The 24,182-nt window shown below is 40.5% G+C and carries 15 protein-coding genes and 2 tRNA genes; 9 read left to right on the top strand and 8 right to left on the bottom strand.

The features are described 5' to 3' along the window. Nucleotides 1-31: 31 nt before the first annotated feature. On the top strand, nt 32-1,534 hold the full coding sequence (locus L8106_RS29575) for a Hemolysin-type calcium-binding region, RTX (RefSeq protein WP_009784560.1): 1,503 nt from the start codon (nt 32-34) through the stop codon (nt 1,532-1,534). A gap of 42 nt (nt 1,535-1,576) precedes the next feature. On the opposite strand, the gene L8106_RS11935 is transcribed toward L8106_RS29575, so the two are convergent. From L8106_RS11935 to L8106_RS32115, 5 genes are all read right to left on the bottom strand, one after another. Continuing rightward, on the bottom strand, nt 1,577-2,008 hold the full coding sequence (locus L8106_RS11935) for a hypothetical protein (RefSeq protein ID WP_009784559.1): 432 nt from the start codon (nt 2,006-2,008) through the stop codon (nt 1,577-1,579). A gap of 647 nt (nt 2,009-2,655) precedes the next feature. After that, on the bottom strand, nt 2,656-2,991 hold the full coding sequence (locus tag L8106_RS11930; protein WP_009784558.1) for a hypothetical protein: 336 nt from the start codon (nt 2,989-2,991) through the stop codon (nt 2,656-2,658). 421 nt (nt 2,992-3,412) lie between these two features. Next, complete coding sequence (locus L8106_RS11925) at nt 3,413-5,014, bottom strand: TROVE domain-containing protein (protein ID WP_009784557.1); 1,602 nt, start codon at nt 5,012-5,014, stop codon at nt 3,413-3,415. A gap of 267 nt (nt 5,015-5,281) precedes the next feature. Further along, a tRNA-Arg gene (locus tag L8106_RS32120) sits at nt 5,282-5,425 on the bottom strand. Nucleotides 5,426-5,464: 39 nt separating this feature from the next. After that, nucleotides 5,465-5,591, bottom strand: a tRNA-OTHER gene (locus L8106_RS32115). Between the two features lie 173 nt (nt 5,592-5,764). On the opposite strand from L8106_RS32115, the gene L8106_RS11915 reads away from it, so the two are divergent. From L8106_RS11915 to L8106_RS11905, 3 genes are all read left to right on the top strand, one after another. Beyond that, the gene (locus L8106_RS11915) at nt 5,765-8,692 is read left to right on the top strand and encodes an NACHT domain-containing protein (RefSeq protein ID WP_009784555.1); all 2,928 of its coding nucleotides are present in this window, start codon (nt 5,765-5,767) and stop codon (nt 8,690-8,692) included. 72 nt (nt 8,693-8,764) lie between these two features. Beyond that, nucleotides 8,765-9,430, top strand: coding sequence for an SDR family oxidoreductase (locus L8106_RS11910; protein WP_009784554.1), 666 nt, complete (start codon nt 8,765-8,767; stop codon nt 9,428-9,430). 242 nt (nt 9,431-9,672) lie between these two features. Then, nucleotides 9,673-11,034: a mechanosensitive ion channel family protein gene (locus L8106_RS11905; protein WP_009784553.1), complete on the top strand. Its 1,362-nt coding sequence runs from the start codon at nt 9,673-9,675 to the stop codon at nt 11,032-11,034. Nucleotides 11,035-11,069: 35 nt separating this feature from the next. Here L8106_RS11905 and L8106_RS11900 read toward each other — a convergent pair whose 3' ends face one another. Next, the gene (locus tag L8106_RS11900; protein ID WP_009784552.1) at nt 11,070-11,834 is read right to left on the bottom strand and encodes a hypothetical protein; all 765 of its coding nucleotides are present in this window, start codon (nt 11,832-11,834) and stop codon (nt 11,070-11,072) included. A 136-nt stretch (nt 11,835-11,970) separates the two neighbouring features. On the opposite strand from L8106_RS11900, the gene L8106_RS11895 reads away from it, so the two are divergent. Further along, a complete protein-coding gene (locus tag L8106_RS11895) occupies nt 11,971-12,390 on the top strand; it encodes a hypothetical protein (protein WP_009784551.1) in 420 nt (139 codons plus the stop codon). Between the two features lie 202 nt (nt 12,391-12,592). Here L8106_RS11895 and L8106_RS11890 read toward each other — a convergent pair whose 3' ends face one another. After that, nucleotides 12,593-14,911, bottom strand: coding sequence for a GAF domain-containing protein (locus tag L8106_RS11890; protein WP_009784550.1), 2,319 nt, complete (start codon nt 14,909-14,911; stop codon nt 12,593-12,595). Nucleotides 14,912-15,233: 322 nt separating this feature from the next. On the opposite strand from L8106_RS11890, the gene egtD reads away from it, so the two are divergent. The 4 genes from egtD (at nt 15,234) to trpB (ending at nt 19,933) form a co-directional block, all read left to right on the top strand. After that, nucleotides 15,234-16,280: an L-histidine N(alpha)-methyltransferase gene (egtD, locus tag L8106_RS11885; RefSeq protein WP_009784549.1), complete on the top strand. Its 1,047-nt coding sequence runs from the start codon at nt 15,234-15,236 to the stop codon at nt 16,278-16,280. A 212-nt stretch (nt 16,281-16,492) separates the two neighbouring features. Further along, nucleotides 16,493-17,053 carry a TRAP transporter small permease subunit gene (locus L8106_RS11880; protein WP_009784548.1) on the top strand — a complete coding sequence of 187 codons (561 nt, stop codon included), beginning with the start codon at nt 16,493-16,495 and terminating at the stop codon, nt 17,051-17,053. Between the two features lie 109 nt (nt 17,054-17,162). After that, nucleotides 17,163-18,494 carry a TRAP transporter large permease subunit gene (locus L8106_RS11875; RefSeq protein ID WP_009784547.1) on the top strand — a complete coding sequence of 444 codons (1,332 nt, stop codon included), beginning with the start codon at nt 17,163-17,165 and terminating at the stop codon, nt 18,492-18,494. A gap of 200 nt (nt 18,495-18,694) precedes the next feature. After that, nucleotides 18,695-19,933 (top strand): tryptophan synthase subunit beta, encoded by a 1,239-nt coding sequence (trpB, locus tag L8106_RS11870; protein ID WP_009784546.1) that lies wholly within the window; start codon nt 18,695-18,697, stop codon nt 19,931-19,933. A gap of 400 nt (nt 19,934-20,333) precedes the next feature. On the opposite strand, the gene L8106_RS11865 is transcribed toward trpB, so the two are convergent. After that, complete coding sequence (locus L8106_RS11865) at nt 20,334-23,990, bottom strand: AAA-like domain-containing protein (protein ID WP_009784545.1); 3,657 nt, start codon at nt 23,988-23,990, stop codon at nt 20,334-20,336. Between the last annotated feature and the right edge of the window lie 192 nt (nt 23,991-24,182).

Below are 24,182 nucleotides of genomic sequence, written 5' to 3'. Positions count from 1 at the left end.
TACTAAAATGATCAACTTGGGGAAAGATCTCATGGATAACTTAACTGTTAATCATCCTGTGAGTGAGTGGGCTAAATTTTATATTTTAAACGACAATAAAACCCTTAAAGAACTTGAAGATTCTGATCTGACTTCCGGGCGTCCTACTTATGTGATTACTCATGGCTTTCGCGATAATCCCGGAATACCTAATGAGGTTGAATCAGATAATTGGATGCGAAAAATAGCGACGGAAATCTCTAAACAAGAAGATGATGCTAACGTTATTTTAGTTAGTTGGGATGCGGGTCAAAAAGTTACAGATTTTTTCAACTATCCTCAACAGGCTCAAAAGACAGAGTTTGTCGGAAAAGCGGTTCAAGAAATGCTTTATCGATATGTTAGTTCTGATGTTATTCAACCCGAAACAATTACATTAATTGGTCATAGTTTAGGCGCTCAAGTTGCTGGATTTGCTGGACAATATTCGCCGAATGATCAGAAGATTGGAACGATTATTGGTTTAGATCCCGCAGGGCCAGGATTTGAAAATGCAAATTTTAATCAGAGAACATTAGCAACTTTTCAATCTATCCCAGAACGCTTGGATAAAGGAGACGCAACGCGAGTCATTGCAATTCATACAACGAGTAATCTCGGATATGAAAATCCTCTACCTGTACTGAATTTTGATAATGAAAATACTCTTGATCTTTATCTTAATCAAGGGGAGGCATGGAATCAACCCGATTCTAATCGATTTAATGACTGGTTTGGAGCAAAAGCACATGGTTATGCTCATCATTTTTTTACTCAATTACTTGCAGGTGAGGGGTTTAATTTACCCTCTGAGTTATCTGTTAGCGGTTCTAAAAGTTTAGACCAACTTGATAATCCCTTAGTTGAAAATCAATTCAGATTGACTTATCCTTTAATTTCTCTTAATACTCTCAGACAAGGAATTTTAACCGAAGATGAACGTGTTAATCGAGGGATTGTTGATCTCAATACCAAAGATCAAAAACAGGGAGTTTTATTCAATACAGACTTGAGTTTTAAAGGAACAAATAACAGAGATAATCTTGCTGGAACCTATCAAGGAGATGAATTAATCGGATATGCAGAAGATGACTTGATCAGCGGTTTATCGGGGAATGATGTAATCTGGGGAGGTGAGGGAAATGACACGAGTTATGGAGGGATTGGTGATGATTTGATTAACGGAGATGCAGGTCGTGATATCTTGATTGGTGGCTCAGAAAATGATCAGTTATTTGGGGGACTTGATGATGATATCTTAAGAGGAGGTATGGGTTTTGATACTTTACAGGGAGGTCCAGGAGTAGATGTCTTTATTCTAGCAACGAATGAAGAAACTGATCAAATTCAAGATTTTGAAATTGGTATTGATTTTATTGGTTTAACAGATAATCTAACGTTTGAACAGTTAACAATTGAACCCATATTTCAAGGGACTCAAATTAATTTTGGCGAACAGATACTTGCTGTTTTTAATCCCGTGGTACTGACACAAGAAGTTTTTATTGTAGTCTAGATTAACTCTTATTAAATAATTTCCAGGATACAAAAGCGTAGATTAAACAACTCCTCTACGCTTCAATTCTTCCTTTAAGCGATCTGTTGAAATTTTATCCCAATCAATCAAATCTTCATAGGATAAACGGTCTTCATTCACAATTTCAGCAATGGGATCGCGCACTGACAAAGCCCAAGAACGGTTCCAATTTCGATTAGCGGTTTTTCCACGCCAAGTAAATCTTTCTTCTAAAGGAGATTCGATATCAGCTCGAACTTGATATAAGCAAACGTGAGGATACCAACGTTTCATAGAACCTATTTCATCGTAGGTGAGTAAAAAATTACCAATTTCTAATTCAATTAATTGATCCGCTTCAACTCGATATCCTTGAAAAGCATATCCGGTTGTCTGATTTAGATCGACAAAATCAATTACGCGCCGCCAATATTTTTTTCGTTGACCTGCTTTAGAGGGAACATGAATAATCATTCTAAAATTTGATCAGATCTACATTAAAAAATTTTAGTCTAGATTATTCCCTAACTATTATAACATTAACTCAGATTTATATAGCAATAAGAAATAATTGGTGAAGGCTGACGAGATCAAAAAGCTTATAGTGCGGGAATCTTGCTTGCCGAAAGTTTATAACTCACTCAATCTTACTATATAAACAGACTTCAGAGTAGGGAGCTGTTTTATTCTGATTTTAATTTTTGAGTCGAGATCCCAAAAAAAAGTAAACTAGCCCAACAATAAAACAACCAATCATAATGACTGTAAATCTTTCAGTATTAGCGATTAACTTCACGAACATCCAGAGAAACCCTACAATGAAGAAGATAAAAGATGCTAAATAATAAGTTTTTTTCTGCATTGTCTTTATTTGATATTTTTTACCTTAAATGAATGTTGTTTGTGATCACAAAACTTCTGGTTTGATACCAAGTTTAGTAGAGTCAAAAAATGTTAGCTGATAGATTATTGAAAAAATTGAGAAAACAGGAAAGGTCGATCAGACTTAGTTGTGTTCAAAGGTTTAAAATTAAGTGTGAGTTCTGAATTTTACTAAGCCAGATACTCACACTCAACGTATTTTAATGCAGTTTATCTCACTTTATTTTCAAGTCAATCTATTAGCTATTAGGCACTGTTTCTACTCCAGTTGCGCCCTCTACTCCTTTTGCAACTTGCTCTGCTTTTGTTAAAACGTCCTTGGCATCTTCATTATATTTCAAGATAACAGTGCTACCTTTTTGTGCAACCCAAAGACCCACGTTATCTGAGATATTTGCATCATCTAATGCTTGAGCAACACGTTTAGCTAAACCACTTTCATCAAAGTCACCATCAATCCCTACTTTTTCGGGTGCAATAGATTTTTCGGTTGCTGCTTTTGAAACCGCTACTTTAGGTGTTGAGGCAGCTTTCTCCTCTTCTTTTTTACCAAATAGTTTTCCTAGAAAGCCCATAAATTTATCTCCTATTTTCTCTGTGTTTCTTAATAAAAATCAACACAATACAGTGTTTAACACTGCAATTATAAATGTATCTGTGCAGAATGATCTAAATTTATGAAAAATTTAATATTTTTCACAGTGGCCACCACAGAGATCATCGAACCTTGATGGATTCTAAATATTTTGGAGAAAAATGCGATCCACCCCCCCCGGAATTGAGCCAGAACAATTTTCCTCATTTCCTTTTACCCATATAGACAGATTCTTGGTAAAGGGACAATATTGAACTCAAATAAAATTCAGAGTTCTTGAGGTGGAGAGGTGTGATCCGTTTTAAGAAAAATTAAGATTATTTCTCTGAAGTTTTTGGTTAAATTAAACTACCGATAACTGGATCTTCATTGTTTTTGGGAAGATCAAGAAATCAAGTTAGTTAAAGTTCACCTGTTGCTAACATTTGAATCAGTCGCGGAGTACCTGGGTCAAATCCTGCAATATCCCAAGAATTATCATCATTTGGATCAACTAAGGTGATATTATAGGGCGCAAGCGTCACATAAACCACCTTGATTTTTGGATTAATTTTTTGACGGTATTCTGCTAATGCACGGCTAGGATGTTTTTGTCCCGCCCAAGTTTCATTATCTGTCCAAAAACAAATCACATCTGCTTGTAACTTTTGACGCATCATCCAATCATAAACAACCGTCGCATCCGTACCACCAAAGTTTTTACTATTGGCTTTGTTAATTGCCGTTTTAAAAGAATCTTTTGCGGTAATTTTCAAGTCTATAAACTCTGTTGAAAATCCTCGAATAAAGTAATCCTTCTCAGCTTTTGCAGTTGCTAACGCCATCGTTGTCGCAATTTCACAGCAAGTTAAACCGATAGAAGAAACAGTATTCCAAGACATCGAACTAGAGATATCAATAGCGTGTACAAACACTTGATATGTCGGTTCAATCACATCAAAAGACAACTCTACCGCCTCCTCTAAAATATCTACAATTCGAGAAACAGGAGTCCAAGTTTTTTTGCTCCGTCCTAAACTTCCCCCAGACTGGTAGGTTTTTAGTGCTTTTAACACATCAATCGGGTGAATTCGTGCTTTTCGGAGATATTCACGGTTGTTTAGAACATGAGCTACTCGTTGAATATTCTTCCGTTCATTCATACTTAAAATTCCTAATTGAGTTAGAGAACCTAAGTTTCTTAACACTGCACCTATCGGCATTTCATTGAATAATAACTGCCAAGCTTGTTTGTCCATTTTTCCTACAGGTGCCGCCATTTCATGGGTTAAACGACCTTGAGAAATTGCTTTGTGAGTTTTGTCTGGGTGACGTTTTAACCATTCATACCACCAAATTTGTTTTAAGGCTTCCGAAGGAATATCCGAAGGTAATTCTTCCCAACCGTTCATCACCCAATTAAAGAGTAAATCATGGTCTTCTGTTGTTGGTTTAACATGAAACAAACGCAACGCATCGCGGCTAGAAAATCCTTGACGTTGTTGATATTTTAACAGTTGATAAGCGAGTCCTTTTACATCCTGATTAGACAGCCAAGCTTTTCCTGCTTCTCGAACAACTTTACCAAATCCTCGCATTGCTTTGGTATAGCTTAACCATTCGTAGAAATGGCTTCCAGTACGCACAACTTGTAGGAAGATTTCTGTAAAGGCAAGTTTCGCTTCTGGCGTTTCTCCCATCGATAACAAAACCAGGGCTAAAATCGGAGCACTATTATTAATAGAACGTCCATCGGAAGCATAAAGAATTTCATCGCCAACTCGACGAGGATCGGCTTCAATTGCAAGTTGAATGGTATCGACAAATTCTTGAGTTAGTTCATATTTTCCAGCGTAAAAAGCACCTTGAGAAGTTCCAATTAATAAACAACGTCTTAACACTTGCCAAATATCTGCTTTGAACATCCATCCGCCTGAACGTCCTTGCGTCATTTCAGTTTTACGCCCCGGAAGTGGTTGATTTTGAGGAGTTTTATTTTGAGACACAAAAAAGTTATATTTCATGTTTTTGTCCTTGTTAATTATTAATTAATTTGTTATAATTAAAACGATAAAATAGAGAACCACCATTATTAGTAACTGGAGGCTGATATTGAGAATAATGAAAATCGTGATTGGCGACAGAAGCCCATACTTTACTCGAATTAATAATTAAGATTATTAAAGTAATCGGAAATATAAATCGTAAATAAAGAGTATGATTGAACATTTTTTCTCCGGCCCTTTAAGGCAAATTTGTTTGAAAAAATTCTGTTTTGAGATGAATCCCAATTGGCAGAGTGGGATTTGTTGGCGAAGCCTTCTCGCAGAGTACCCACACCTCTCGCTTAGAAGGCGATAACCCTCATTCTTAAGCCTTTTCAGACAATCAGTGAATCAGGAATTTTTAGCGTTCTACCGTTAAACTACCTGCCAAAGATCGTGGAAATTTTGATTCTAATTTCCGAATTTTGTTGGTGTAGCGGAGCAGGAATTGAACCCGCATCTCAGCGATTAAGGGGGGATTCGTGTTACAGACGATAACCCTAAATCTGCGTCCCAAAGGGCAAAATTGTGCTTTACCAATTAAGCGACCCGCCACATAAATGACTAGCAATTAATCGGATTAAAACCCACATTATTTCTAACTTTTGGTTTGCTTCTCGTTTGCTATGTTTATAAGATAAAGTGACAATATTCCCCTAATCGAATTTTGAGCTTGACACCGCAAAGCTAGATGTAGACTACACTTGAGAGATAGGGGAAGTTGTTGAGATGGGGGATTCCCCCAACTTTGTTGAAAAAATGCCGCGAACCAGTTATGGCCCACAAGCCAAAAACCGCACTAAACAGTTACTCACCGCTTTGTTGGACTATGCAAACGACGAGTTAGACTGTGATGAAATCGCTTTAGAACGCTTGCAACGAGAGATTAAAACCGATTGGAAAGATGAACGACAATTAATCGTACAAACAAAGCTGCGATTTCTAGAAGCGTTGATCGAACTGACTGGAAATGCGCTAACAGTTCCTCAAATTAAAGAAGCGTTAAACCGTCTTACAGATTTTTTAGAAATTTTAGAAGATCATCGTCCAGTTAAGCGAGGTTCGGAAACCTGGCACTTTACTTTAACGTTTTGGTACAAGCGACGCGATCGCACGGCTATTTTACAACAGTTTAATCAGGAATGGGAACAACGCCGCCCGCAAAAATCCAAACAAGTTACTGGCGATCAAAAAAAATTTCAAAAGCTAGAAAATTCTAATGAAGACTCTAATCCTTGGTTGAAATGGTGTCGAGAGAGTTTGCAGACTCAACAAATTCAACGCTTAACGACAAATCCTTTAACGGTGAGTGATGGTGTGACGTTTGAACTTCAGGAAGTTTATGTTCCTCTTGGTTTAGTTGAATGGCGATCACAAACAGAACTCCAAAGTGATCAAAGTTGGGAATTTAATGATGCTGAGGATATTGAGATTCAAGACGTTATCAATCCTGAGTTATTTCTACAACAGTTACTGACTTGTGAAGTCTCTCAACGCATTGCCATTATCGGAGAACCCGGTTCAGGAAAAACAACATTATTACAACGAATTGCTAATGAATTATTAGAACATAATTTTTTTCCAATTTGGATTTCTTTAGCGGATTTACAAGGAGAAACTCTCGATCAATATTTACTCAAAGATTGGCTAAAAATTTCCACCCGTCAAGTTATTATTTCGCCTGAACTCCAACAGCAATTTGCAGAATTATTTCAGCAGGGACGAGTTTGGTTGCTCTTAGATGCGATTGATGAAATGGCAATTGAATCGAGTGCCGCATTAAGTTCAGTTGCGCGTCAACTGCGGGGTTGGATAGCAGATGCTCATATTATTCTCACCTGTCGAATTAACGTTTGGGAAATGGGTAAAAATCCCCTAGAAGATTTTGTTACCTATCGCAATTTAAGTTTTTGTCATCATCATTCTAAATCCTTAAATCAAATTGAACAGTTTATTAAAAAATGGTTTCAGCATCAGTCACAACTGGGTGATCATCTTTTTACTGAACTTGAAAAGCCCGCACGTCAGCGAATTCAAGATACTGTTAAAAATCCTCTATGTTTAGCGCTTCTCTGTCGAATTTGGACAGTCATGCAGGGAAATTTTCCGAGTACAAAAGCTGCACTATATCAACAATTTGTGCAAATACTTTATGACTGGAAACAAGATAGATTTCCAACAAGTTTAGCACAGCGTCAACGATTAAATCAAGTGCTTGGTAAGTTAGCTTTAAACGCATTCTTACAAATAGAAATGAAGTTTCGTTTCAGTCAATCTTTTATCGAAACCGTTCTTGATACTGACGAAATCAACTTGTTTGCTTTTGCGTTACAACTCGGTTGGTTGCATCCGGTGGGGATTTCGGCGACAACAGGCGAGCGAATTTATGCCTTTTATCATTCAACTTTTCAAGAATATTTTGCGGCTCAAGCGATTGCAAACTGGCAATTTTTTCTAGATAAAACAGATTTGTATTATCGCATTTTTGCACCTCAATGGCAAGAAATCATTTTACTCTGGTTAGGTCGGCTAGATCTAGAGAATTCAGAGAAAGAAGAATTTCTTCAAGCTTTAGCCAATTTTGACGATGATTGTGGTCAATTTTATCAATATCAAGCTTACTGTTTAGCCGCTTCTGGACTATCAGAATTTTCCGAGTTTAGTCAAGCAGATGAAATAATTGGTCAATTAATTCATTGGTGTTATGGTGAATTTAATCCGACTCAACAAAAATGGTTAACTTTTCCAGCACCTATTTTGGAACGAGTGAGAATTGCTTTATTTTCTACAGATCGACTTCGAGTGATTAAACAGCTTGAAAATTATATACAATCCTTAAAGCATCCCCGAATTTGTTGGCTAATTGCTTATAGTTTAGGGAAAAACTTTGATCGGGGTAACAAAGTTGCTGAAAACACGTTATTAAAATTATTAGAAACTGCACCAGATGAAATCACTCAAATGGAGGTTGCTTACAGCTTAGGACAAGTGAGTATCAGTCATCCTCTCGCCATCAAGACTTTAACGGAAATTCTGCACTCGGCTTCCCAAGAAAGTTTTCGCCGTAAAGCTGCCTATCGACTGGGAAAAATAGATTCTGGAAATACAACTGCAATTAACACTTTAGTTGATCTTATAAAATCCCCTTCAACTCCTCAAAAAATTAGATCAAGAGTGATTAAAGATTTGTACCAAATTGAGCCGGAAAATTCTCTCTTGAAAACACAGTTTTCCCTCGATTATGGGCAAGCTAAACCGACTCAAATTCAGATCCAAAAACAACACAAAAATCCAGATAAAGCAATAACCGTTTTCAAGCATAGACTGGCGACAACCAATGAAATTAAATCAAAACGGAAATATGCAATTTCTTTACTGAAGCTACACCCTGGATATTCAAAAGCTATCTCTGTTTTAATTGAGAGTTTACAAATCCCCCAACAAACTCAGAGAACCTATAGAAACACTGTAGAAGCTTTGAAATTAGGATTGCTTGAAGAACAGCTTCCATTAATTGTCACGAGTTTAAAAGAGTATGCAATTGCTGTAAATCAAGGTGATCGCTCTCCTCAAGCCCTAGAAATTTATAAGTTGTTGTGGTACGCTGTTCAACAAATGTCCTATGTAGATTTTTATGCTGCTTGGCATCAGGTTTAAATTTTGATTTGACGTCTCCTCTAATTAACTTTAAACTAACGAATATAGAAACTTTACGGATTTAAAAATAAAATGGCAACTTATCTGGTTACAGGAGCAAATCGAGGAATTGGGTTAGAATATTGTCGCCAACTTCAAAGGCGAGGAGATGATGTGATTGCCGTTTGTCGTTCAGCTTCCGATGAACTTAAGGCTTTAAATATAGAAATTATAACCAATATCGATATTACTTCTGAAAGCTGTATTTCTGAGCTAGTTAAACGTTTGGGTGATCGGATGATTGATGTATTAATTAATAATGCTGGAATTGTTGAAAGAATCTCTCTTGATAACCTCGATTTTGAGAGTATTCGCAGACAGTTTGAAATCAATGCAATCGGGCCATTACGCTTAACTCAGATGTTACTTCCGAAGCTAAGAAATAGTTCAAAAGTCATCATAATGACCAGTAGAATGGGTTCAATTGAAGATAATACTTCTGGAGGTTCCTATGGTTATCGGATGTCAAAGGTCGCCTTATCGATGGCTGGAAAATCCTTATCCCATGACTTAAAACCTCGTCAAATTGCAGTTGCTATCCTGCATCCCGGATTAGTAAAAACTCGGATGACAAACTTTACCGACTCGGGAATTACTCCCGAAGAATCAGTCCGGGGATTACTGGCTCGAATTGATCAATTGAACCTAGAAAATACCGGAACATTTTGGCATTCTAATGGCGAAGTTTTACCTTGGTAATTGATTTTCAATTGGGCTGATAACGCTTAAAATGAGGAGGAATAATAAGGAGAATAAAAGCTGATAATTTTTTGAATGTCATTCTGAACAAAATCAAGCATCTCACCGATATCTGCGTTACACCAAAAATCACAAATAATAATCTATCTTAAGATAGAAGTAAAATCTTACCTAATAATTTATCTTATTTATATTAATTATTGAACTTTGATTTGATTTTAACTTGAATCACAATTATCTAAATGAAATATTTTAAGTTATTTTTACGTCGAAAACTTAAGCTTCCCTTTATTCTTTTTATTAGTATAACGATATTTGTTCTCATTACACCCCTGAGTATTGCTCAAACTGAAGATGTTATCGTTCCTACTCCGCAGCAATCTTCAGCGGGTCCAGTCAATCAAAGTCAAGATGGCTTATATTTTTCAGATGTTTTAGTGCGAGGAAGACCAATTTTTCAGATTGGAAGTTTGGCTGAAGTGAGTGCTAGCGATCGCGCTAAAATTATTAACCGTAGAATTGCTAGTTTACTGTCTCAATCTGACTCAATTCCCCCGGTTTCAGTTAATATTAACTCCAATCAAAATATTGCTACATTACAAGTAAAAAACCGTGTTTTAATGACCGTAACTCAGCAAGATGCTCAAGATTTTGGTTTAGAATTAGAAGTCCTGGCGCAAAGGTGGAAAGAGCAACTCAATATAGCCTTTGATAAACGTCCTTTAGCGATTGATGTTGGACAGCGCTTATATGAAACCGTTCGCCAATTTTTTAGAGATACGATTAGCAATTTACCTGCATTTATTGGTGCATTAATCGTTGCTTTTTTTACTTGGGGAGTAGCGAGCGGTGTTCGTTATGCAGCATTCAAATGGGCGCAAAAAACCGAAGGCGATTCTAACACCGAAGTCTTAATTGGGCGGTTGAGTTATGGTGGTATTTGGGTATTAGGAAGTATTGTGGCTTTGGGTGTTTTAGGGTTAGATTTTGCAGCTCTTTTGGGTGCTTTGGGACTAACCAGTGTGGCAATTGGTTTTAGTCTCAAAGATGTTTTAAGTAACTATATTTCTGGAGTCATTTTACTCGCAGCTCGTCCGTTTAGAATTAACGATCAGGTGGTGATTGACAATTTTGAAGGCACGATTACTCAAATTCAACTGCGAGGAACAACACTGAGAACCTACGACGGACGTTTGGTTTATATCCCTAATCAAGAAGTCTTCCAAGCGAGCATTATTAACAATACAGCTTCTCCTCGTCGTCGTAGTTCAGTCATTGTAGGAATTGATTATGGTGAGGATCTCAGTACAGCGCAAAAAGTTATTTTAAATGCTCTCCATAATATGCCCGAGGTGGAAACAAATCCGGCTGCTGATATTTTAGTTAAAGAACTAGCGCCCAGTACCGTTAACTTAGAAGTACGGTTTTGGGTAGATTCTCGACGAGCGGGCTATTTAGCCACAACTTCTCACGTCACTCAAGCCATTAAAGAAGCATTAGAACAGGCAAATATTGATATGCCAACGGATATTTATACCTTGGTTTTTCGCAATCTACCCAATCAAGTCAATGGCAATGTTACCGCTCAATTAAATCAAGAATAAAAGATGGGTTACACTACGCTAACCCACCCTACAAATTATGCTGCGGTTAATTCTGTGAGTTCAGTTTCGTCATTTGTTTCAGAAGGTGTCGCATCTTGAACCAACGATCGCATTTGACCTTGACGTTCGACAAAATTAGTCACCATCGCTAATAACGCATCAACTTTGCGAGTGCGCCACTGATCGACAACGCTGGCAATTTCAACCGCAGTCAAACGACGATGTAAAGCTTCTAGAAGGTAAGCCGCGTGACGGGTTTCATCTTGTGCGACGCTGAGAATGCCTTTTTTCGTGCTAGCCGTCACCAGATCATCATCGGGTAAAACATTCGCCATGCGTGCAAAGTCCTTGCTGGCATCGAGTTCAAGGATGTAGGTACTCCCCATAAACACGATCCAGTCGATGTTTTCCGCCTTGAGTTGTTCAGAGGTATAATCTTTAAAGTACGCATCAAAAAAAGGACTACGCTGACGTTCTTTTTTATCTTGTTTGTCTTGTTGTTGGGCTTGTTGCTTGAAGTCGATCACTTGTTTCTGATGGCGTTTGAGGGCTTGGGCAAAAATTTGACCATGACGTTTTTCGTCATTAGCATGACGTCCCAAATGTTCGGCCAGCCAAGTGTCTCCTTCGCTGAAGGCGCGATCGCGAAGTTTCTCCAAAAACGGAACTGAACCCGACTCCGCCAGTTGAAAGCCAGCCAGTAAGTTCGGGCGAGTTTGAGCATCTCGCAGGTTACGAGCGGTAATGTAGGCACTCGCGCCACTCCCAACAATGTGAAGAACTTGAGTCAAAAGGTTCATATCAAATCAACTTAATTTGTATTAGCACAACTTATCTTTAAGTATGACAAGTTTTACAAAAATTGGTACAAGAATATACTGCAAAAATTTAGGAGTTGTATTAAGATATAGGCAAAATTTTTCTTTTTGAATGACCATGACTCAGTTTAAATTCTTAATCACCGCTCTTTCAACGGTTTCCATTGCAGGAAGCCTGATTTTAGGTTCAACTTCTGCGGAAGCTTGTTTATACAATAAGTTAAAATCCGGCTCTAGCAGCTTCAACTCAACCGATAAAATTTCTGTCAATTGGAAGAACTTGTGGACATCCAAAGACATCGCTAAAGCAGCCGGAATTGCTGCGGCGACTGGAACTGCGGGTTTTCTCGGACTGGGTTTATGGTATCAGCGTCGGCGTGATGCTGAATTGGCAGCGATGTCTTTTGACAGTACCGATGAAGTCAACGATGGGGCGAATGTGCATCCAGAAGCTCCTGGCGGCGAACTAGAGATACAAGAGAATACCGCAACTTCAGAAGAAGAATCTGCTCAAAAAGAAGTCGTTTTTAGCAAATAACTCCAAGGATTTAGTTAACTGATTTGTCCGATATCTTTTCGTTAACTGAATGGCAAATTATCAGCTTGAATGTCCTTTTTTACTGTTAAGTTTACTTTATCTGTGATGTAAGAATTTCCCATTTTTTGAAGCTTGATTTTGCCATTAACTATCTGTTAAGGTAAAGACCTTAACTCCTGATTAAGGGTTTGATGAGTGAATGCTACTCAGGATGAGGGGTGTAGAATTTTAAAGAATGATGCACCCCTTCTTCTTTATCTGCAATCACTTTCACCCGAATATATTTCAAGCCATTAACACCAGGTAGAGGCGCAACTGAACCCACTTCTAGTTGAGATTCTACCCAGTTTTCACGGGTTAAATACCGTAAATATTGTTGATATTCATCTGATTCTTCTTCAGTGGAATAGACAATTGTTAATTTTCCCGGTTGTGTAATTCGTTCTTGAGTTTCTAAGTCAACCCCTTTATCAATCCGCTTTTTAACAATTTCATAGCGAATATCCCGAGTTCCTCGTACATCAAACACTCGTTCTGTATTCTCATCGTGAAAAATATCAATTGTCGTATGCTGAACTAATATTAGATGCGCCAACTCCAAACTAATCTTCCCTTCTGTTTTCAATTTCAACGCCGTTCTCGCACAATCACAAACCGCTCGTAACTGTTCATAACGCAAACTTTTGAGATGAAAAAAACTAAACCGAGCATCAATTGACTCCCCGACATACAGCATATGATCCATTCCATCACTGCACTCAACATCACAGTAATGAGGAATAATCTTTTGCATCTCCTCTTGCCATTTATTCCAGCTTTTTTGCAGACTAACTGTAATTAAATTCAGCATCTCATCATACCGCGATCGCTCAGTATAAACACAGCGATGCTTATTATCACAAGCCTCACGATAAGCATAAACTGCGGCTTCTACATCCGCAGAACATTCACAAAAGTAGTCAAAATAAATTTCTAAATGAGTCTTTAAATAATCAGTTGCTCGCACTTCACCATCAACCGTTATCTTTTCTTCAATCTGAGTAATATATTCAACGAGATCTTGACGCAATTGTTCACCGAGAGCCGTCTGTTGAGCCTGACAAACTGCCTCAATTACCGCTAACCCCAAATGAAACTGGGTGAGTAAATCCGCCTGAATCGCGTGATTTCGTTCCTCCGACGAACCCCGAATATCAGAAATTCCGTAGAGAGGATTAACCTGTTCAAAAACAATGGCTTGAGGTGAAAGTCCCCAACTCCGACGTTCAGCTTCTTGCAAAAACCGCCATTCAACAGAAGGATGAAGATTGCGAATATTACTCAATCGTTGCTGAGTCGAGAAGTGAAAAGCTGTGATTAAAGCCGGAATTAGTTCTTGAGCAAGTTTAATATCATTAGGATGAAAATGATCGCTCTGATGACTTCCCAGTCCAATAATTCCTAAAATTTGTTCCTCTGGAGAAGAACTAAAATGAGATTGAATCACCAACGGAATCAGCAACAAAGAGCGAATATCTTGATTGTAGAGTAGACGTTCACATTCAGTCGGAAAATCTCGTTGTAATTCAGGAATAATCATCACTTGATTGCGATGAGCCGCCTCAAATAAATAAGAGTCTTTTAAAGTTTCTAAATTATAAACAGTCGGAGCTGCGGCTTTAGTATCTAAACTGAAAGATAGCTTGGCTTGATTTCCCTTAAACCGGAGAAGAAGACTAGAATTGGCTTGAAACAGCGATCGCAAACTTTGTTCGATTTGTTCCCAACCTTGACGCTGACGAATTAAATTGCGATTGAGAAGTTGATCAATCAATAGACGCTTTTGTTCACTCAAGGTAACATCTACGCCTTCAAGAACGATCATTCCTTCAATGCGGTAGTTGTCTAATTGTAATTGTTGAGCGAGGGCTGCTAGTTTACCGGGTTGCTTGAGTTGAGAAAGTTCGAGTTGTTCGCGGATTTGAGCAAATTCATCCAGATGGGGATCAATACGATTGATTTCACAACTTTGGGAGTTTAACCAAAAACGAATAAAACAGTTCTTTTTTTTAGAGGAAAAATGATGAGAAACAAGAACAGATTGCTCGATGATTTGTAAAGATTCGAGATTAATGTGATAATATTTAGATAAAATTTGTTGAAGTAGATGATAGCGATAAAGTTGCTCTAAGTTAATTTCTGTAATAGGTTGAAATTGATTAAAAATGTTCAGTTGATGATCCTCTGAACACAGGTAAGCGCTGTCAATTTCAAGTAACTGACAAAAAGAACGATTCCCATAGTGCAATCTAAAGCTATCGGGTTCCACAACAGCCAGTAGAGTGCGACTACAATGCTGAAGATTAAATGGAAGTTGCCAGGCTTGCAGTTCGGTTTTGGGTTCGGGTTCGGGAGTAATCGGGGATAAAGAAGACAATTCAGTAGACGACTGAGTATTCAAACGCTTAGATTTTTTCGGAGTAGGAGCAGTTTTTTCTGATGGGGATTGGTAGTGTTCAGAATTAGACAGAGAGACGCACATGAGCGAGTTTCCCACAGCAATAGCGGATTAGGTTAAAGGGTGGATGACATCAGGGATATCACTCCCTATTTGTCGCGATCGTAGCACAATTTTTGACTGACCCGTTACCATCAACCACCAGATAGATGCCAGAATGCGTCTTTAGAGTTATTTATGAGTTCGCCAAAAGAAATAACTTCTAATTGAAGTTTGTCAAAGTTCGACTCAAGCTCACCAATTATGAGACAATATTTAACGAGATCGTCTTAAATTTGTTAGTGTTATCTCAAAATGACTTGACAAGTCGGCGTTTTTCTCAATTGCTACGTCTAGCTAAGTTGCAATGCAAATTTCAAACCCATCAACTTCCACTTCAAGCGATCACTCGTTACTCGAAAAACGGCTGTGGATCGAACATCTCGTTAGTGAAGCGGCTTCTCTGGAGTCAGAGATTGCTCAAGCAACTGATGTCATTCACGGGTTAACTCAAACGCCTAAAACCCTCTCGCCTAAGTATCTATACGATGATCGTGGTTCGGTGTTATTTGAGCAAATCTGTGAGGTGCCGGAATATTATCCGACTCGCACAGAAACCGCTATCCTCAAAAACTGTAGCTCAGAAATTGCTCGTTTAACAGGGCCTTGTGAACTGGTCGAGTTGGGAAGTGGGAGTTCGACAAAAACTCGAATTCTGCTGGATGCTTACCAAAGCTTAAGTCATCCTCTACGCTATTTACCGATTGATATTAGCGGAGGAATTTTAGAAAAAAGTGCTTATGAATTGTTAGAAGATTATCCTTCTCTCCAGGTTCACGGTTTGGTGAGTACCTATGAACAAGCACTCGCTCAACTCAATCCTTCTCCTTTACCGACACGGATGATTAGTTTTCTCGGGAGTACCTTGGGAAATCTTTCACCTGTGGAGTCGGATCAATTTTTTGCTGACATTACCACCGCATTACAACCCGGAGAATATTTTCTTTTGGGGATAGATTTGCAAAAACCTCCTCATATTTTAGAAGCGGCTTATAACGATGCTCAAGGAGTAACTGCGGCGTTTAATTTGAATCTGCTGCAACATCTCAATCGCCGTTTTCAAGGGAATTTCAATTTACAGCAATTTGAACATTGGTCATTTTACAATCAACAAGAGCATCGGATTGAAATGCACCTGCGAAGTCTGCGATCGCAAACTGTTCAGTTACGGAGTCTGGACTTAACGGTTGAATTTGACGCTGGAGAAACCCTTCGCACTGAAATTTCTCGGAAGTTTGACTTAGACCAAATGCAGGCTTACCTGAAGTCTCAGGGGTTGACAACCTTAAAAGTTTGGACTGATTCTCACCCCTGGTTTGCGGTGTTGCTGTGTCAGGTTGAAGCCAACAGTTAACGGGGTGTAAAGTGGATCAAATGATTGCCCAATCTTTTCCTGAGTAGAATGGGTAGCAATCTGTTTGATAGATCCTATGATCTGTCGGTGCATTAAGTGATTTTATCTTTCTTTTACCGGATGGAAAGTAATTCATTTGATGCACCCTACTTTTAATGATATAAGATTAACGAAAGTCTATCTGTTAAATTGATTACATATTGGAGTTAATTGTGCAAGTTCTGTTGCAGATTTCTCGATTGATTGACCAGTTTAATGAATTTATTGGTCGGATTGTTTATTGGTTTGCCTTATTGATGATTGGTGTGGGAACTTGGAATGTTGTTGGTCGCTATATTGGGCGATCTGTCGGTCAAAACCTAAGTTCTAATGCCCTGATTGAAACCCAATGGTATATTTTTGATGTGATCTTTTTGTTGGGTGCTGCTTACACTTTAAAACATAATGAACACGTTCGGGTTGATGTGATACAAAGTCGCCTCAATACAAAATACAAAGCCTTAGTTGATTTTTTGGGAAGTGTATTGTTTCTGATTCCATTTTCGGTGATGGTGATTTTTTATTCTTGGGGGACAATTAGCAATTCCTGGAAAATTTTAGAGACTTCACCTGATCCGGGTGGTTTACCGCGTTATCCGATTAAAAGCTTAATTATTGTTAGTTTTGTGTTGTTAATTATTCAAGGCATTTCTGAGGCTATTAAAAACTTTGCGATCTTCAAAGGAATTCTCTCACCGGAAACAGAAGATCCAAATCGCCGAGCAATAGAATAGCGGAAGACTCAGAATTTTATTGAGTTATTTTAGGTTGTCAAGTTCCTAAATCTGCATAATAAATCCCCCGTTTTTTTAACTAAAATTAGATTTAATATTATCAAACTCTATGAACCCGGAACTGTTAAGTCTTGTGATGTTTGCGGCAGTGTTAGTCTTCCTTGCCATTGGTTATCCTGTCGCCTTTTCCCTGGGAGGAGTCGCCCTCATTTTTACCTTTGTGGGGATGGCGTTGGGAATATTTGACCCGATTTTTTGGTCAGCAATGCCTCAACAAATCTTCGGGACAATGAATAATTTCACCCTACTTGCCATTCCCTATTTTATCTTTTTGGGGTCAATGTTAGAAAAATCTGGCATTGCTGAAGACCTCTTAGAAACAATGGGGATTTTATTCGGACGAGTACGGGGAGGATTAGCCGTTGCAGTGATTATTGTCGGCGCATTACTTGCAGCAACCACAGGTGTTGTCGCGGCTACTGTAATTGCAATGGGGTTAATTTCTTTGCCCACAATGCTGCGATATAGCTACAACAAAAAACTAGCAACCGGAGTAATTGTCGCATCAGGAACCCTCGGACAAATTATTCCGCCCAGTGTGGTTTTAGTCGTCTTAGGCGATCAACTTGGGGTTTCAGTTGGCGACTTATTTATGGGGTCTTTAATTCCAGGTTTGCTAATGACGGCAGCGTTTTTAATTCATGTGTTAATTGTAGCCTTTTTGCGCCCAGATATTGCCCCGGCATTACCCCAAGAAGTCTTAGATGCACCGGGACTCGGAGGCCGAATTATTAAAGTTTTAATTCCGCCAATATTACTGATCACCTTAATTTTAGGAACTATCTTTTTTGGGATTGCAACTCCAACAGAAGCGGGTGCCGTGGGTTGTGTTGGGGCGATGATTTTAGCCGCAGCAAATCGCCGACTCAGTTGGGAAAATCTCAGTCAAGTTTGTGATGCCACCTTGCGAACAACCTGCATGGTGATGTTTATTTTAATCGGTTCCAAAGCCTTTAGTTTAGTGTTTCGTGGACTCGGCGGCGAACAATTAGTCAGAGACTCCCTTTCTAATACACCCGGAGGAGAAATCGGCTTTTTATTGATTACGATGTTATTGATTTTTATTCTGGGATTTTTTATTGACTTTTTTGAAATTGTGTTTATTGTCGTGCCGTTACTCGTTCCCATCGCCCAAAATTTTGGGATGGATTTAGTTTGGTTTGGGGTGGTTATCGGCGCCAATATTCAAACCTCATTCCTGACTCCTCCGTTTGGATTTGCCTTATTTTATTTACGAGGTGTTGCGCCGCCCGAAGTCAAAACAGAAGACATTTATCTAGGGGCAATTCCGTTTATTATCCTGCAATTAATCGTCTTAGCCCTGATTGTGATCTTTCCACAAATTGTCAGCTTTTTACCCTCGTTGACCGCAGCAAATTGAGTCGGGTTGAGTTTCCCTTTTACCTCTCCCTAACCCTCTCCTACGAGGAAAGGGAAAAGGAAAGATGTTTTTGAAACCGCCCTACAATTCTGGGAAGTAATCAGTGATCACTGTTTTGAACCCGTCTCAAACTGATTACCCCATCTCAAAACCCAATTTTTTATATAATATATCAATCGTTCAGTTAACGTTTTGAGCCAGTGACTACAACACCCCTCCGCCCAGATTCTCAACCCACTTCCACCCAACGCCCCGACGACCTTGGACGCTTCGGCAAATTTGGGGGCAAATACGTTCCCGAAACCCTGATGCCTGCCTTAGCGGAATTAGAAACCGCCTTCAAACAATACCGCAACGACCCCGAATTTCAACAAGAATTACAACAACTGTTGCGGGATTATGTCGGGCGTCCGAGTCCGTTGTACTTTGCCGAACGTTTAACCCAATATTACGCCAAACCCGACGGCAGCGGAGCGCAAATTTACCTGAAACGGGAAGACCTCAACCACACCGGCGCCCATAAGATTAATAATGCCTTGGCTCAAGCGTTATTAGCCCTCAAAATGGGGAAACAGCGGATTATCGCCGAAACCGGGGCAGGTCAACACGGCGTCGCCACAGCTACGGTTTGTGCGCGGTTTGGCTTGCAATGTGTGATTTATATGGGCGTTCACGACATGGACAGACAAGCCCTGAACGTGTTTAGAATGCGCCTGCTGGGGGCGGAAGTTAAACCCGTCGAGGCGGGGACTGGCACCCTCAAAGATGCCACCTCTGAGGCGATTCGAGACTGGGTAACGAACGTAGAAACAACGCACTACATCCTCGGTTCTGTTGCCGGGCCACATCCTTACCCAATGATGGTACGAGACTTTCATGGGGTGATAGGCGTTGAAACCCGCAGCCAATGTCTGGAAAAATGGGGCGGTTTACCGGATATTTTAATGGCTTGTGTGGGCGGGGGTTCTAACGCGATGGGACTGTTTCACGAGTTTGTCAACGAACCCTCGGTGCGGTTAATAGGCGTTGAGGCCGCAGGTGAGGGCATCGAGACGGGGAAACACGCTGCTACCTTGACAAAAGGACAAGTTGGGGTGTTGCATGGGGCGATGAGTTATCTGTTGCAGGATGATGACGGACAGGTGATCGAACCCCATTCTATTAGTGCGGGGTTGGACTATCCCGGTGTTGGGCCAGAACATAGCTTTTTGAAAGACAGCCAACGGGCGGAGTATTATAGTGTCACCGACCAACAGGCCTTGGATGCGTTTAAACGGTTGTCGCAGTTAGAAGGGATTATTCCAGCGCTAGAAACCGCCCATGCGATCGCTTATTTAGAAACTCTTTGTCCGCAGTTAGAAGGCAGTCCTCGGATTATTTTAAACTGTTCAGGACGGGGTGACAAAGATGTTCAAACGGTTGCCAAGTTCCTCGATTAAGATCCCTTCTAGCCCCCTTAATCCCCCCTTGATCCCCAATAATCCCCCCTAGCCCCCCTTTGGAAGGGGGGAAAAGAAGGGGAAAAGAGCGGTGAAAGTCCCCCTTTTTAAGAAGTTAAATTGAAATGAAAGTCCCCCTTTCTAAGGGGGATTTAGGGGGATCTCCAAGGGGAATTAGAGAGACGAAATTGAAATGAAAGTCCCCTTTTATCCGCCCTAGCCCCCTTAATCCCTCCGCCTACGGCACCTCCCTTAATCCCCCCTTGATCCCCCCTTATAAAGGGGGGTGGGGAGGCCGGGGAAAAAGAGCGGTGAAAGTCCCCCTTTTTAAGAAGTTAAATTGAAATGAAAGTCCCCCTTTCTAAGGGGGATTTAGGGGGATCTCCCAAGAAAATTAACCTCAACGCAACCCCTTCAATACCTCATCAGTCAACGGATTTTCACCCTTTTTCAGCGACTCTATCCAACCTTTTCGCTGTGCTTTATTCTTCTCATCATTCGTCCATTCAACGAAATCATTATTCGTCCATTCAACGAACATTTCAAAATCCTTAATCGCCCCCTCAAAATCACCCGTTAACGCCCTAGCTAAACCCCGACTATTGATAAAAGTTTCATTTTTAGGCCTGAGTTGAACTGCTTTCTCACAAGCAAACATCACCTTTTCCGCTTGCTTATTCAGGCTACCTTGCCAACAAAGTGTATACCAATCCCGAGCATCTATTTTTAAATCAGCATCTAATTTTTGAGCCTTTTCAAACAGAGCTAATGCCTCATCTATTTTACCATTTCCTGCTAAATTCCTTCCTTCCGAAATCGAAGCAATAGCATTCGCTTTATTCTCCGGGTTAAACGTTAAACTGGGGTCAAATTCTAACGAAGTTTGAAACGCTAAAATCGCTTGATCAACATCATTCCGTGCTAACGACTCTCCACTTCTCACTAAACTCGCTGCGGCTAAATTTAAACTGAAATTCGAGTCAAGTTTAACAGCCTGTTTAAACCGATCAACCGCTTCATCAATATTACCCCGTCTTGCTGACTGTTCGCCCTGCAAAAACCAAGCCGTTGCGGAAGCTTCTACCCCACAAAGACGCCGTTCCTTTTCGGTGACATTGGGGTTATTTTTCAGGTAGTCTCTCACTACTGTACAACCTTCTGCGATCAGGTCATCCAGATCAACCGTCCACAACTTCACCGTGTTGTCATCACTCGCAGATGCAATCATATCCCCATTCGGGCTGAATGCCACAGCGTAGACACCATTCTCATGCCCCTCTAAAGTCTTCACCAAAGTGCCATCCGGCTTCCACAACTTCACCGTGTTGTCCTCACTCGCAGAAGCAATCATATCCCCATTCGGGCTAAATGCCACACCGATGACAGTATTCTCATGCCCCTCTAAAGTTGCGACTTCAGTGCCATCAAGCTTCCACAGTTTCACCGTGTTGTCATCACTCGCAGAGGCAATCATATCCCCATTCGGGCTGAATGCCACACCGAAGACCCCATCCTCATGCCCCTGCAAAGTCTTCACCAAAGTGCCATCAAGCTTCCACAGTTTCACCGTATTGTCCCCACTCGCAGAGGCAATCATATCCCCATTCGGGCTGAATGCCACACCGAAGACAGAATACTCATGCCCTGATAGCGTCTTCACCAAAGTGCCATCTGGCTCCCACAATTTCACCGTGTTGTCAGCACTGGCAGTTGCAATCATATCCCCATTGGGGCTAAATGCCACACCGTAGACAAGATTCTCATGCCCCTGCAAAGTCTTCACCAAAGTCCCATCGGGCTTCCACAGTTTCACCGTCTTGTCTAAACTCGCAGAAGCAATCATATCCCCGTCTCTGCTAAATGCCACACCCCTGACCTCATTCTCATGCCCTGATAGCGTCTTCACCAAAGTCCCATCTGGCTCCCACAGTTTCACCGTCATGTGACCAGCAGTTGCAATCATATCCCCTTTCGGGCTGAAGGCCACATCGAAGACAGAACCCCCATGCCCCTGCAAAGTCTTAACTAAAGTCCCATCTAGCTTCCACAGTTTCACCGTCTTGTCCCAACTCCCAGAAGCAATCATTTCCCCGTCTCTGCTGAATGCCACACCGTTGACACCATCCTCATGCCCCTCCAAAGTCTTCACCAAGATGCCCTCGGGCTTCCACAGTTTCACCGTGTTGTCAAAACTCGCAGAGGCAATCATTTCCCCATTCGGGCTGAATGCCACACCGATGACAGAATCCTCATGCCCCTGCAAAGTCTGAACTAAGGTGCCATCGGGCTTCCACAGTTTCACCGTGTTGTCCGCACTCCCAGAGGCAATCATATCCCCATTCGGGCTGAATGCCACAGCGATGACACCACTCTCATGCCCATTGATACTATTCTGTTCTTGGGGTCGATCAAGAACTTTGTGAAGGACTGACATCACCGTCCCCTCTGTATTCACTTTTGACCAGAGAGAAGTCGGTAATTTTTTCAGGTCTTGGCTTGCTTCCAGTGCTGTTATTATTGATTGCAGTCCTTGACCGGAGATGAGTAATTCCTTTGCATTCGCACTGGTGAGGTGGACTTCTGCTAACTTGAGATTGTCCTCCGCTTTTTTAATAGACAAAACTGCTATCACTGAAGATAAACCCAATATTCCTATCGAAATTAAGACAGAAATAATAGTAGCGCGTTTTTTGGCTTTCGTTAAAACATCGTTAGCTTGTTTTAAAATCTCATTGGCTTGTTTTTCTGCGGCTAATGTTGCCTGAATTTCTCGTTTATCAAGTTGTTCGCTGGCTGCCAAATACTGATAATCTTGGTCGCTCAAACTTTTGCCCGTTGCCCAGGTTTTCGCCTCGGTTAACGCTTCCCCTTTCAACAACCGGGACTCATCGGTTCGACCGGATTTTTCCCAAGCGTTAATGGCTGAGGCGTAGGGTCGTAATTTAGCCAGTTGTTCTTCGACCCAATGGGAGTTAAAAACTGCTTGATAAACTGAGTTATAAACCCGCAATTTTCCCCCGGTTTGCACGACTAAACCCGTCAGTCTCAATATCATTTGTTCGGGGCTATTATCGGCGGGAATTTCTTTGTTTTGCAGGATTTGTTGATAGAGTCCTAATAAACGTCCGGTGCGTTTTTCTTCCGCTTTCAATAGGCGATCGCGTAGCGTCCTTAAATGTTCGGGATTGTCCTGATATTCCCACTGATTAATAATTTTATTTTGTACTAATTCCGCCACCCAGTCAGCCTCATTTCCCGGTGTGATTTCAGCCGAATTTTCCCGAATTAGTTTACAAACTTTCTGCGTTAAAAAGGGTTGTCCGTTTGTCCAATACAACACCGCTTCTAACACCGCTTGGGGATTTTCTGTTAATGAAATAAACCCATTTTTGAGCGGTTCGGCTTCGTGAAGTTGAAAGCCGTTGAGTTCGATAGCGTGACCAATATTAAAAGGGGTTCGTCGTTGGTCTTGAATTAAATCTGCCGGAGTTGTTACGCCTAATAAGGCAAACGTTAAACGTTGATAAATGGGTTCATCGGCGCGTTTGTTGTAGCAGTCTCGAATAACGGCAAAAAAGTCATCTATATTAAACGGTAAGCTGAGAATACTATCAATTTCGTCAATAAAAATAACTATATTTTGAGGAACAAGTGGTAAGAGTTTATCGCTAAAAAATTTACTAAATCTGCGAATAATAGACAGAGAGTTGAGACTTTCCCACCATTCCTCTAAATCAAAGATTTCGTAGAGGTCTAAATTATCTATTATCCCATCAATCACGCTCAAATACCACTGTTCCGGCGTAATATCAAACGTTCCTATTCCGGTAATATCGATCGCCACACAAGCAATTTCTTCGCTTTGAAGTCGTTGCATTGTCCGCACTCTTAAGCTAGATTTCCCCATCTGACGACAGTTGAAAACATAGCAAAAATCACCCGCTTTGAGTCTCTGATAAAAGCGTTCATCCGCTTGTCTTTTTACATAAGTTGGGGCGTCTGCGGGTAGACTTCCTCCCACCTGATAGCTAAAATTCGACTCAGATGAATGACTCATTTTTCCCCGTGCGATCGCCTTTTACGGTTCAAAACGCTTGCTCAAATATTTTACCATATTCAATGAATTAATACTCTTCAAAAATTTTTAAGAAAACTTCCGACTTCTCATCCCCCCTAGCCCCCCTTAAAAAAGGGGGAAAAGAGGGATTCAAGTCCCCCTTTCTAAGGGGGATTTAGGGGGATCTCTCCG

The sequence above is a fragment of the Lyngbya sp. PCC 8106 genome (assembly GCF_000169095.1).
Classification (GTDB): domain Bacteria; phylum Cyanobacteriota; class Cyanobacteriia; order Cyanobacteriales; family Microcoleaceae; genus Capilliphycus.
The sequence above is the reverse complement of the archived record's forward strand: the minus strand, read 5'-3'. Positions and strand labels throughout refer to the sequence as shown.